Source organism: Allobosea sp. BK604 (genome assembly GCF_004341515.1).
In the GTDB taxonomy this organism is placed as follows: Bacteria; Pseudomonadota; Alphaproteobacteria; order Rhizobiales; family Beijerinckiaceae; genus Allobosea.
In genome coordinates this window covers 326,819-338,849 of record NZ_SLZF01000010.1, presented here as the reverse complement: position 1 = coordinate 338,849, position 12,031 = coordinate 326,819, and the positions used below count along the sequence as shown (strand labels likewise).

Sequence of the window (12,031 nt, the reverse complement as noted above, 5' to 3'; positions counted from 1 at the left end):
AGCTTCTCGTCGCCCTCAGCTCAATGGCCCGCCAGAACAGGCCATGGCAAGACAAACCGCCCTCCAAGACTTGACGTCAGACACAGTCGCCAGGGCGGCAGCACTCCACGTCCCCCAGGATTGCTTCGTCGCTACGCTCCTCGCAATGACGACGAGGTTCAGGCCGCCTTCTTCCGCTCCGCGATCCGCGCCAGGTCGGTCAGCAGTCGCCGCGTGCCCTTGAGGCGCTGTTCAGCGGTCTCGAAATCGTCGATGAAGACGACGCGCATGTCCGGACGGACTTTCGCCAGCGTGCCCTGCTTGGCGACATAGGAAACCAGCCCTTCGGGATTGGCGAATTCATTGTCGCGGAAGGCGACGATGATGCCCTTCGGCCCGGCCTCGACCTTCTCGACATTGGCGCGTTTGCAAAGCGCCTTGATTGCGACGATCTCCAGAAGCTGCTGGACCTCTTCCGGCAGCGGCCCGAACCGGTCGACCAGCTCGGCGCCAAAGGACTGGATCTCGCCGTCCTCGTCCATGGTCGAGAGCCGCTTGTAGAGCGTGAGGCGGAGCGTCAGATCGGTAACGTAATGCTCCGGGATCATCACCGGCGCGCCGATCTGGATCGACGGCGACCAATGCGCGTCGCTCTCGATCTCGACACCGGCCTTGAGCGCAGCCACCGCCTCTTCCAGCATCTGCTGGTAGAGCTCGTAACCGACCTCCTTGATATGGCCGGATTGCTCATCGCCGAGCAGGTTGCCGGCGCCGCGGATGTCGAGATCGTGGCTCGCCAGCTGGAAGCCGGCGCCGAGCGTATCGAGCGATTGCAGCACCTTGAGACGGCGCTCGGCCTGCTCGGTCAGCTTGCGCTTGGCCGGCATGGTGAAGAGCGCATAGGCGCGGATCTTCGAGCGGCCGACGCGGCCGCGCAGCTGATAGAGCTGGGCGAGGCCGAACATGTCGGCCCGGTGCACGATCAGCGTGTTGGCGGTCGGGATGTCCAGCCCGGATTCGACGATCGTGGTCGAGAGCAGGATGTCGTACTGGCCCTCATAGAACGCCGTCATCACGTCCTCGAGCGTACCCGCCGCCATCTGGCCATGGGCGATGCCGACCTTGCATTCCGGGACCTGCTTGTCGAGGAAGTCCTTGACCTCGGCGATGTCCTCGATGCGCGGCACGACATAGAAGCTGCGCCCGCCACGATAGCGCTCGCGCAGCAGCGCCTCGCGCACGATCAACGGGTCGAAGGGCGTGACGAAGGTGCGCACCGCGAGACGATCGACTGGCGGCGTCGCGATGATCGAGAGCTCGCGCACGCCGGTCATGGCGAGCTGCAGCGTGCGCGGGATCGGCGTCGCCGAGAGCGTCAGCATATGGACCTCGGCGCGGAACTCCTTCAGGCGCTCCTTGTGATTGACGCCGAAATGCTGCTCCTCATCGACGATGACGAGGCCGAGATCCTTGAACTCGATGCCCTTGCCGAGCAGCGCATGGGTGCCGACGACGATGTCCATCGTGCCGTCCTTCACGCCCTGCTTGACCGCTTTCAGCTCCTGCGCCGAGACGAAGCGCGAGGCCTGGCCGATCTGGAGCGGCAGGCCTTTGAAGCGCTCGGCGAAATTCCGGTAGTGCTGGCGCGCGAGCAGAGTCGTCGGCACCACGACCGCGACCTGCTTGCCGGCCATGGCGGCGGCGAAGGCGGCGCGCAGCGCCACCTCGGTCTTGCCGAAGCCGACATCGCCGCAGACCAGCCGGTCCATTGGCCGGCCGGCGGCGAGGTCGTCGAGCACGGCATCGATCGTGTTCTGCTGGTCCTCCGTCTCCTCGAAGGGGAAGCGGGCGCAGAACTCGTCGTAGAGCCCCTCCTGCGGGATCAGGCGCGGCGCTTCCTTGAGGGCCCGGGCCGCGGCGATCTGGATCAGCTTGCCCGCCATCTCGCGGATGCGCTGCTTCAGCTTGGCCTTGCGCGCCTGCCAGCCGCCACCGCCGAGCCGATCGAGCGGAACCTCGGTATCCTCCGAGCCGTAGCGCGAGAGCAGCTCGATATTCTCGACCGGCAGGAAGAGCTTCGCGTCCGCCGCATAATGGATCTCGAGGCAGTCATGCGGCGCGCCGGCGGCGGTGATCGACTGCAGGCCGACGAAGCGGCCGATGCCGTGATCGACATGGACGACGAGATCGCCCATCGCGAGCGAGGACAGCTCCGCGATGAAGTCCTGCGGCCGGCGTGCCTTGCGCCGCGGCCGCACCAGGCGATCGCCGAGAATGTCCTGCTCGCCGATGACCGCGAGCTTGCCGGCCTCGAACCCGGTCTCGAAACCCCAGACGGCAAGCGCCACGGTGCCGGGCTTGAGATCGAAGGCGGCGCGCAGGCTGCCGGTCAGCTGCGTGCTCTTCAGGCCGTGATCGGCCAGCACATGGGCGAGGCGCTCGCGCGAGCCCTCCGACCAGGCGGCGAGGATGACGCGGCGGCCATCGGCCTCCAGCGCCTTCACATGCTTGACGGCAGCGTCGAAGACGTTCCCGGACGTGTCGGCCCGCTCGGCGGCGAAGCTGCGGCCCTGACGGGCGCCGAGCTCGACGACGAGCTTGCCCTCGCTGTCGGGCATGACGAAGGGCGTCAGCGAGGCCGTGCCGGCATTGTCGATGACACCGCGCCATTCCGATGGTGAAAGATAGAGCGCATCGGGCCGCAGCGGCTTGTAGGGAATGCCACCGCCGCTGGGCTGGTCGAGCGCAGCCTTGCGGGCGTCGTAATAGTCCTTGATCAGGCTGATGCGCTCGCCGACGGCGTCCTCGACGAGCGAATCCAGGACGATCGGTACGTCCGGCAGATAGGTGAAGAGCGTGTCGAGCCTGTCCGCCAGCAGCGGCAGCCAATGCTCCAGGCCGGCCGGCCGCCGGCCCTCGCTCACCGCTTCATAAAGCGTGTCGTCACGGCCGGGCGTGCCGAAGGTCGCGATATAGGACTGGCGGAAGCGCTTGATGCTTTCGCTGGTCATTTGCGCCTCGGACATCGGCACGAGGTCGAGCCCGCGCAATTGCCCGCTGGTGCGCTGCGTCTCCGGATCGAAGGTGCGGATCGATTCGAGCGTGTCGCCGAAGAAATCGAGACGGATCGGCGCCGGCATGCCCGGCGGGTAGAGATCGACGATGCCGCCGCGCACGGCGAATTCGCCGGTCTCGCGCACGGTCGAGGTGCGCAAATAACCGTTAATGTCGAGCCAGCGGGCGAGCTCCTCGGTATCGACCATGTTGCCCGGCGCGGCCGAGAAGCTTTCCGACGCCACCCGCGAGAAGGCCGGCACGCGCTGGAGCGCGGCGTTGACCGTCGTCAGCAGCAGGCGCGGCTTGTCGCCGGACTTGGTCTTGGCAAGCCGCGACAGCGTCGTCATCCGGTGCGCGACGATCGAGGGCGCCGGCGAGACGCGGTCATAAGGCTGGCAGTCCCAGGCCGGGAAGGACATCACCTCCAGGTCCGGCGCGACGAATTGCAGGGCGTTCTCGAGCACCTGCAGCCGCTGGCCGTCGCGCGCGACGAAGACCAGCATGGCCGCGCCTTCGGATTTCTTCGCCCGGGCGCGGCTCAGGTCGGCAAGGACGATGGCGTCGAAGCCATCGGGCACGCTGGCGAGCGTCGGCTTGTCGCCGCGGTTGAGCGCGTCGAGGATGCGGTCGATCTGCAGCTTGGCGAGCTGGGCGGGTGCGGGAATGCTCATGCGGTCTTCTTGATCTGAATAAGCGCTGGTCGCCTGGCCGTCATTGCGAGGAGGCGAAGCCGACGAAGCAATCCAGAGGGCTCGCTCACCTGCCCCCCTGAATTGCTTCGCTTCGCTCGCAGTGACGGGTCAGACATGAATTGGCTTGTCGTGGTGATGGAAACCCTTCAGCCGGCGGAAGAGATCCGTGTCGTAATTCTCCGGCACCGCAGCCTCCCCCGTCACCCAGGAGAGCAGGTCGCGGTCGAGCACCTCGATCAGCCGCTCGAACTCGTCGAGATCGGCCTCGCTGAGGGCGCCGATCTCGGCATCGGCGAAGCGGCCCATGATCAGATCCATCTCGCGCATGCCGCGATGCCAGGCACGGAAGAGCAGCTTGCGGCGGCGCGGGTCGAGATCGGCGCTGGTGCGGGTCGTGCCGGACATCGTCATCCTCACCAAAATCCGGAGCATGGCTTGCGCGCTGCTCTGGGGACTGAAAACGGGAAACGGGCCGGCCCCGTCGCGGAGCCTGCCGTCACCGGCTATATAGCGAGGGAGTCGGGCGAAGTCAGCGGTCGAACGGCCGCGTTCGCCACACTCCTGACATGTCCTGAGAACCCGATTGCGCCCCTCGATCCTCGACCCGCTCTTCGCCCCCGCGACGACGCTTTCCGGCGTCGGCCCCAAGCTCGGCAAGGCGCTGGACAAGCTCCTGGGCGACGAGACGCGCCCGGCGCGCGTCATCGACCTGCTGTTCCATTTGCCGACCGGAGCGGTCGACCGGCGGCCGAGCGCCAGCATTTCGGACGCGCCGATCGGCGAGATCGCGACCTTCTCGGCGCGCGTCGCCGAGCATCGCCCGGCCCCGCCCGGCAAGGCCAAGGCGCCCTATCGCATCATCGTCGAGGACGAGACTGGCGATGTGACGCTGGTCTTCTTCCATGCCGATATCCGGCACCTGCTGCAGACCATGCCCATCGGCGAATACCGCATCATCTCGGGCAAGCTCGAGCTCTGGGACGGCATGCGCCAGATGGTGCATCCGGACCGGATCATGGATGCGAAGGCCTTCGCCACCCTGCCCGCGATCGAGCCGGTCTATGGCCTGACCGAGGGCATAGGCGCGCGCGTGATGACGCGGATCGCGGCCGGCGCGGCCGAGAAATGCCCCGATCTCGCCGAATGGCAGGATTCCGGTTTCCACGCCAGGAGCGGCTTTCCGAGCTTCATCACGGCGATGCAGGCGCTGCACCATCCCCCGGACCTGCGTGCCGTCCAGGCCGACACGATCGCGCGTCGGCGCGTCGGCTATGATGAATTGCTGGCGAGCCAGATCGCGCTCGCTCTGGTGCGCCGGCAGCAGAAAAAAGCGGCTGGGCGCGTCACGGCGGGCGACGGCGCAATCCGTCGCGCCATCGAAGCCACCCTGCCCTTCTCGCTCACCGATGGCCAACGCAAGGCTGTCGCCGATATCCATGACGACATGGAAAAACCCGAGCGCATGCTGCGGCTGCTGCAGGGCGATGTCGGCTCCGGCAAGACCGTGGTGGCGCTGATGGCCATGGCGGCCGCAGCCGAGGCCAACAGGCAATCGGTCATGATGGCGCCGACCGAGATCCTCGCCCGCCAGCATGCCGAGCGGCTGGCGCCGCTGGCTCAGAGCGCAGGCCTCAAGCTCGCGCTGCTGACCGGGCGCGAGAAAGGCGCCGGCCGGCGACAGGTGCTGGAAGGTCTGGCGAATGGCGAGATCGACATCGCCGTCGGCACCCATGCGCTGTTCCAGGAAGGCGTTGTCTTTCACGACCTCGCGCTGGCCGTCGTCGACGAGCAGCACCGCTTCGGCGTGCATCAGCGCCTGCTGCTCGGCTCGAAGGGCGAGGCGGTCGACGTGCTCGTCATGACCGCGACGCCGATCCCGCGCACGCTGTCGCTGACCTGGTTCGGCGACATGGACATCTCCGTGCTCTCGGAGAAGCCGGCGGGTCGCAAGCCGATCGTGACGCGAGCGATCTCCTCGGAGCGCCATGACGAGGTCGTCGGCGCCGTCGGGCGCGCGGTCGATGCGGGCGCGCAGGTCTACTGGGTCTGCCCGCTCGTGCAGGAATCCGACACGCTCGACGTCGCCGCCGCGCAGGAGCGCTTCGAGGCGCTGCGCGAGGTCTTTGGCGCCAAGGTCGGGCTGCTGCATGGCCAGATGCCCGGCCGCGACAAGGACGCGGCCATGGCGGCGTTCTCGACCGGCGAGACGCGCATCCTGGTCTCGACCACGGTGATCGAGGTCGGCGTCGACGTGCCCAATGCCAGCGTGATGGTGATCGAGCATGCCGAGCGCTTCGGCCTCGCCCAGCTTCATCAGCTGCGCGGCCGCATCGGGCGCGGCTCGGCCGCATCGACCTGCCTGCTGCTCTACAAGGGCCCGCTCGGGCCGGTGGCGGAGGCGCGCCTCACCATCATGCGCGAGACCGAGGACGGCTTCCGGATCGCCGAGGAGGACCTGCGCCTGCGCGGCGAAGGCGAGGTGCTCGGCACCAAGCAATCGGGCTCGCCCGACTGGCGCATCGCGCGGCCGGAGATCGACGGCGATCTCCTAGCGGCGGCGCGCGACGATGCCCGCCTGCTGATCGAGCGCGATCCGCAATTGGAGACCCCGCGTGGCCAGGCGGTGCGCACCCTGCTCTATCTGTTCGAGCGCGACGTCGCGATCCGGTTGCTCAGGGCGGGCTAGCGTATCGGCCCGAAAACTGGCTTGTGGCTTTCGGAAAAGCCGATGCGAAACAAGGAGCTGGAAGATCTAAGCGCGCTCGCCGCCGGCCGGAATTCGGGCGATGACCTTGAGCTCGAAATCGAAGCCCGCCAACCAGGTCACGCCGATCGCCGTCCAGGCCGGATAGGGCGGCTCGCCGATCTCCTGCTCGCGAACAGCCAGCACGGTGTCGAACTGCGCCTGCGGGTCGGTATGGAAGCTGGTGACGTCGATCACGTCGTCGAAGCTGCAGCCGGCCGCGGCCAGCACGGCGCGCAGATTGGCGAAGGCGCGCCGGACCTGATCCTCGAACACCGGCTCTGGCGTGCCGTCCTCGCGGCTGCCGACCTGGCCCGAGACGAAGAGCAGATCGCCGGAGCGTATCGCCGCCGAATAGCGATGGAGATCGTAGAGCGCGTGTCGATCGGCGGGGAAGATGGCGTCGCGTTTGGACATCTCGTTTCTTTCTCCGGTTTCGAACCGCAGCGGCACAAGCCGCGAGGTCTCGCTGGTACGGCTTCGGAGATAGAGCCGGGGCATTGTTCGCAGTAGCCGTTGAAATTCGTATGGGTAGATGCAAAATCGCCAGCAATGGTTCATCCGTCGCTCAACGATCTCACCGCTTTCGTGACCGTCGCGACCCGCCGCAGCTTCCGTCGCGCAGCGGATGAGCTCGGCACGGCCCCCTCGACATTGAGCCATGCGATGCGCGCCCTCGAGGAGCGCATGGGCGTGCGCCTGCTCAACCGCACGACGCGCAGCGTCTCTCCGACGGAGGCCGGCTCCGCATTGCTCGAGCGGCTTCGGCCGGCCCTCGCCACGTTGGACGACGCGCTTGAGAGCGTCGCCACGTTTCGCGGCAATGTCGCGGGCACCGTCCGGATCAATGCGCCCCGGCTTGGAGCCACATTGCTGGTGCGGGACGTGCTCCCTGCCATGTCGCAGCGCTTTCCGGACGTGGTGGTCGACCTCGTCGTCGAGGGGAAGCTCGTCGACATCGTCGCAGGCGGCTTCGATGCCGGGCTGCGTCTCCTGGACTCGGTTCCGAAGGACATGATCGCCGTGCCGTTCGCGGGCATGGTCAGCTTTATTTGCGTCGCGTCACCGGCCTATCTCGAACGCTTCGGCGAGCCGGGCACGCCCGACGACCTCGCGCGCCATCGCTGCATCGGGCACCGCGTGCCCAACGGCAAGCTCTATCGCTGGGAGTTCGCGCGCGCCGGCCAGGCGTTGACGATCGACACAGCCGGCCCGGTCATTCTCGACGACGAGGAACTGATGGTCGAGGCCGCGATCGAAGGTCTCGGCATCGCCTATGTCGTCAGTCCTGCCGCAGAGGCGGCCTTGGCTTGCGGGCAGTTGCGCCAGGTTCTGAACCCGTGGACGCCCGCTCCCGAACGCATCGCCATCTACTATCCGGGACATCGGGCCGTACCGCCGGCGCTGCGCGCCTTCCTCGATGTCGTCAAAGCGCCGCGATAGTTCGCGCCTCCGTGGTGCCGTGCCACATATCCGGCAGTGGCGGTTATCCTGAGCAATCCCGATCAAGCGGAGCCGTCTTGCCTGCGACATGGTCGCGGCGTTTCGTGAGAGCCGCCATGGACCCGATCAAGAAAGCTGTCTGGTGCATCGAGAGCCGCTTCGCCTCCGACATCTCGCTCGACGAGATCGCGGCGGTCAGCGGCGTCTCGCGCTTCCATCTCAGCCGCGCCTTCGGTGTCGCTACCGGCCATTCGATCATGCGCTATGTCCGCGCTCGCCGGCTGTCGGAGGCGGCGCGCCAGCTCGCAGACGGCGCGCCCGACATCCTCTCGGTCGCGCTGGATTGGGGCTATGGCTCTCACGAGGCATTCACACGCGCCTTCCGCGAGCAGTTCGGCATCACGCCGGAACAGCTGCGTGCTGTGCGCGATCTGTCATCACTGCAGCTCGTGGAGCCCCTGCCCATGCATAGCGAAACCACCATCACCTTGCCCGAACCGCGCTTCGTCAAAGGCAAGCCGATCCTCGTCGCCGGCTTCGGGGGACGCTTCTCCTATGAGAACACCCAGGGCATCCCGTCGCTCTGGCAAAGGATCGCCCCGCATTTCGGGCATATTCCCGACCAGGTCGGCTACATCGCCTATGGCGTCAGCTATAACTGCGACGATCACGGCAATTTCGACTATATCGCCGGCGCCGAGGTCTCCGAGTTCACCGACCTGCCGGCCGAGTTCGAGCGCACCCGCGTGCCCGAGCAGAATTACGCGGTGTTCGAACATCGCGGCCATGTCACCGGCATCAAGCAGACCTATGAGGCGATCTTTCGCGACTGGCTGCCCAAATCCGGGCGCAAGCCGGCCGACGGGCCGATACTGGAGCGCATGGACGAGCGCTTCGACGGTGCGACCGGCAACGGCATCGTCGAAATCTGGCTGGCCCTGAAAGACTGACAGACGGAGTGCCGTGCCGCATGTCACCACGCGAACCGGTGCCGATATCGCTCGACAATGCTCTATTTGCTCGCCGCCTCGCCCGGCGCGAGCTTCGGATCGAGATCGCCGGGCTGGATCAGCCCGGCGGACATGACGAGCTTGGCGCCGTCCTCGACCGAGATCGTGAGCTCGACGATCTCGCGGCGCGGCAGATAGAAGAAGAAGCCGGTGGTCGGGTTCGGCGTGCACGGCAGGAAGACGCCGACCTGCTCGTCGCCATGCGGCAGGCGCCCGGCAATCTCCGGCGCCGCCTCCTGCGCGATGAAGACGATCGACCACATTCCGGGCTGCGGGAACTGCACCATCCCGACCGTGCGGAACGAGGTGCCCGATTGGGAAAAGACCGTCTCGAAGACCTGCTTCACGCCCTTGTAGAGGCTGCGCACCACCGGCATCCGGTTGAGGATCGCCTCGCCGGCATCGAGCAGGGTCCGGCCGACAAGATTGGCGGTGAGGAAGCCGATCAGCATGATGCCGAGCACGCCGATCACCAGGCCGAAGCCGGGAATCGAATAGGGCAAATAGGCTTCCGGCAAATAGTTTGCCGGGATCAGCGCCTTCACCATCCCGTCGATCAGGTTGATGAACCACCAGGTCACCCAGAGCGTGATCGCCAGCGGCCCGGCGATGACGAGCCCGGTGAGGAAATAGCGGCGCAGTCTGGTGCCGAAGCTTGGATGGAGCAGGTCCGGCTGGGGAAGCAGGCGGGGGTCAGGTGGGCCGGCAGGGTTCATGGACAGTCCCGAGGGCGCTTTCTGGCTGAGAGCCTGCTAGTCTCGACAGCGCAATGCCGCGATATGAGCAGGATAGCCAAGCCGCAGACGCTGAACAGCCCTGCCTTGGGCTGAATTTCAGGCAGGGATCGTCGTGAACGAGGCACCCAGGCCGGCGCGGCATTGGCACCGCCCGCTCATCTTCGCAGCCGGCTGGATCCTGACCGGCCTCGGCGTGGTCGGGCTCGTGCTGCCGCTGATGCCGGGCACGATCTTCCTGATCGCGGCGGCCTGGTGCTTCTCGCGCTCCTCGCCGCGCTTCGAGGCTTGGCTGCTCGGCCATGAGCGGCTTGGGCCACATGTGCGGCGCTGGCGTGCGACCGGCGCGATCGACCGCAAGGCGAAGCTGGTCGCCTGCTTCTCGATGCTGGTGAGTTTCGGCCTTGTCGCCATGAGCGCTGCGCCGCCGGTCGCGCTCTGGGCGACCGGGGCCTGCCTGCTCGCATCCGGCGCCTATGTCGCGAGCCGGCCGGAGCCGACCCGCGAGGAATAGAGCCTCACTCGACCGTGACGGATTTGGCGAGATTGCGCGGCTGGTCGACATCCTTGCCCATGAAGACCGCCGTCTGATAGGCGATCATCTGGACCGGCAAGGCGTAGACGATCGGCGCGAAGAGCGGGTCCATCTCCGGCATGATGATCGTCGCCTCCGGCGTGATGCCGCATTCGGCCGCGCCCTTTGCGTCGGTGATCAGGATGATGCGGCCGCCGCGCGCAGCGACCTCCTGCATGTTCGAGGCGGTCTTCTCGAACAGCGGATCGTGCGGAGCGATGACGATGACAGGCATGGCCTCGTCGATCAGCGCGATCGGCCCGTGCTTGAGCTCGCCCGCCGGATAGCCTTCGGCGTGGATATAGCTGATTTCCTTGAGCTTCAGCGCGCCCTCCAGCGCCATCGGGAAGCTCGTGCCGCGGCCGAGATAGAGCACGTCCCGGGCCTTGGAGAGCTCGCGGGCGAGTTGCTCGATCTGCGGCTCCAGCTCCAGCGCCTTGGCGATCAGGCCGGGCAGCGCGATCAGGTTCTGCACATGTTTCGCCTCGTCCTCGGCCGTGATCGTACCGCGGGCGCGGGCAGCGGCGAGAGCGAGGCAGGCCAGGGTCGTGAGCTGGCAGGTGAAGGCCTTGGTCGAGGCGACGCCGATCTCGGGGCCGGCGAGCGTCGGCGCGACGACATCGCTCTCGCGGGCGATGGTCGATGTGGTGACGTTGACGACGGAGAGCACATGCTGCTGCTCCTGGCGGGCGTAGCGCAGGCTCGCCAGCGTGTCGGCGGTCTCGCCCGATTGCGAGACGAAGAGCGAGAGCCCGTCCTTCGGCAGCGGCGCCTCGCGATAGCGGAACTCCGAGGCGACATCGATCTCGACCGGCAGGCGGGCCAGACGTTCGAACCAGTATTTCGCGGTGAGACCGGCATAATAGGCCGTGCCGCAGGCAGAGACGGAAAGGCGCGACAGGGCCGACCAGTCGAACTTGGCCTCGAAGGGCAGCCGGATCTTGCCCGCGACCATGTCGAGATATTGCGTCAGCGTGTGACCGACGACCTCGGGCTGCTCGTAGATCTCCTTCGCCATGAAGTGGCGATGGTTGCCCTTCTCGACCAGGAAGGCGCCGGCGGCGACGCGCTGGGCGCGGCGCTCCACCTGGCGGTTGCTCTTGTCGTAGAAGGTCGCGCCCTTGCGGTTGAGGACGACCCAGTCGCCCTCCTCCAGATAGGCGATGAGATTGGTGAAGGGCGCGAGCGCAAGCGCATCCGAGCCGAGATACATCTCGCCATCGCCGACGCCAACTGCCAGCGGCGAGCCGCGGCGCGCGCCGATCAGCAGATCGTCCTGGCCCTCGAACAGGAAGGCGAGCGCGAAAGCGCCACGCAGCAGCGGCAGGCTGGCGCCGACCGCGGCGGCCGGGTCCTTCCCGCGATTCATCTCGCGGGTGACGAGATGGGCGACGACCTCGGTATCGGTCTCGGTCTGGAAGATATGGCCGTCGGCCTCGAGCTCCGCGCGCAACTCGCGGAAATTCTCGATGATGCCGTTATGGACGACGGCGAGCCGCTCGGTCGCGTGCGGATGTGCGTTGGTCTCGTTGGGCTTGCCATGGGTCGCCCAGCGGGTGTGGCCGATGCCGATCAGGCCTTCGAGCGGCTCGTTGGAGAGGCGGATCTCGAGGTTCTTGAGCTTGCCCTCGGCGCGGCGACGGGTCAGCAGACCGCCTTCTAGCGTCGCGACACCGGCGGAATCATAGCCGCGATATTCGAGCCGCCGGAGCGCCTCGACCACCTGCGTCGCCACGGCTTCCTTGCCCAGAATCCCCACGATGCCGCACATGCCCGAACCTCATCCGTGATTGCCGTCG

Annotated in this window: 9 protein-coding genes; 4 read left to right on the top strand and 5 right to left on the bottom strand. The window is 66.9% G+C overall.

Annotated features, from left to right (window positions below):
• Positions 1-158: 158 nt before the first annotated feature.
• Entirely contained in the window at positions 159-3,707 is a 3,549-nt protein-coding gene (gene mfd / locus EV560_RS28220; RefSeq protein WP_131859164.1) for a transcription-repair coupling factor, read from the bottom strand.
• A 129-nt stretch (positions 3,708-3,836) separates the two neighbouring features.
• The gene (locus EV560_RS28215; RefSeq protein ID WP_131859163.1) at positions 3,837-4,133 is read right to left on the bottom strand and encodes an FAD assembly factor SdhE; all 297 of its coding nucleotides are present in this window, start codon (positions 4,131-4,133) and stop codon (positions 3,837-3,839) included.
• Between the two features lie 178 nt (positions 4,134-4,311).
• Here EV560_RS28215 and recG point away from each other — a divergent pair, with 178 nt between their 5' ends.
• On the top strand, positions 4,312-6,414 hold the full coding sequence (recG, locus tag EV560_RS28210; protein WP_131859162.1) for an ATP-dependent DNA helicase RecG: 2,103 nt from the start codon (positions 4,312-4,314) through the stop codon (positions 6,412-6,414).
• A 66-nt stretch (positions 6,415-6,480) separates the two neighbouring features.
• On the opposite strand, the gene EV560_RS28205 is transcribed toward recG, so the two are convergent.
• Positions 6,481-6,888, bottom strand: a complete 408-nt coding sequence (locus EV560_RS28205) for a RidA family protein (protein WP_131859161.1) — start codon at positions 6,886-6,888, stop codon at positions 6,481-6,483.
• Between the two features lie 135 nt (positions 6,889-7,023).
• Here EV560_RS28205 and EV560_RS28200 point away from each other — a divergent pair, with 135 nt between their 5' ends.
• On the top strand, positions 7,024-7,914 hold the full coding sequence (locus tag EV560_RS28200; protein ID WP_131859160.1) for a LysR family transcriptional regulator: 891 nt from the start codon (positions 7,024-7,026) through the stop codon (positions 7,912-7,914).
• Positions 7,915-8,030: 116 nt separating this feature from the next.
• Positions 8,031-8,864: an AraC family transcriptional regulator gene (locus EV560_RS28195; protein ID WP_131859159.1), complete on the top strand. Its 834-nt coding sequence runs from the start codon at positions 8,031-8,033 to the stop codon at positions 8,862-8,864.
• Positions 8,865-8,926: 62 nt separating this feature from the next.
• Here EV560_RS28195 and EV560_RS28190 read toward each other — a convergent pair whose 3' ends face one another.
• Positions 8,927-9,640, bottom strand: a complete 714-nt coding sequence (locus tag EV560_RS28190) for a DUF502 domain-containing protein (RefSeq protein ID WP_131859158.1) — start codon at positions 9,638-9,640, stop codon at positions 8,927-8,929.
• 133 nt (positions 9,641-9,773) lie between these two features.
• On the opposite strand from EV560_RS28190, the gene EV560_RS28185 reads away from it, so the two are divergent.
• Positions 9,774-10,172: a YbaN family protein gene (locus EV560_RS28185; protein ID WP_248312238.1), complete on the top strand. Its 399-nt coding sequence runs from the start codon at positions 9,774-9,776 to the stop codon at positions 10,170-10,172.
• Between the two features lie 4 nt (positions 10,173-10,176).
• On the opposite strand, the gene glmS is transcribed toward EV560_RS28185, so the two are convergent.
• Positions 10,177-12,003 carry a glutamine--fructose-6-phosphate transaminase (isomerizing) gene (gene glmS / locus EV560_RS28180; protein WP_131859157.1) on the bottom strand — a complete coding sequence of 609 codons (1,827 nt, stop codon included), beginning with the start codon at positions 12,001-12,003 and terminating at the stop codon, positions 10,177-10,179.
• Between the last annotated feature and the right edge of the window lie 28 nt (positions 12,004-12,031).

Coding starts and splice junctions, on each gene's coding strand:
- EV560_RS28195 (WP_131859159.1), top strand. CDS start 8,031: ATGGACCCGATCAAGAAAGCTGTCTGGTGCATCGAGAGCCGCTTCGCC.
- EV560_RS28205 (WP_131859161.1), bottom strand. CDS start 6,888: ATGTCCAAACGCGACGCCATCTTCCCCGCCGATCGACACGCGCTCTAC.
- glmS (WP_131859157.1), bottom strand. CDS start 12,003: ATGTGCGGCATCGTGGGGATTCTGGGCAAGGAAGCCGTGGCGACGCAG.
- EV560_RS28200 (WP_131859160.1), top strand. CDS start 7,024: ATGGTTCATCCGTCGCTCAACGATCTCACCGCTTTCGTGACCGTCGCG.
- EV560_RS28190 (WP_131859158.1), bottom strand. CDS start 9,640: ATGAACCCTGCCGGCCCACCTGACCCCCGCCTGCTTCCCCAGCCGGAC.
- EV560_RS28215 (WP_131859163.1), bottom strand. CDS start 4,133: ATGTCCGGCACGACCCGCACCAGCGCCGATCTCGACCCGCGCCGCCGC.
- mfd (WP_131859164.1), bottom strand. CDS start 3,707: ATGAGCATTCCCGCACCCGCCCAGCTCGCCAAGCTGCAGATCGACCGC.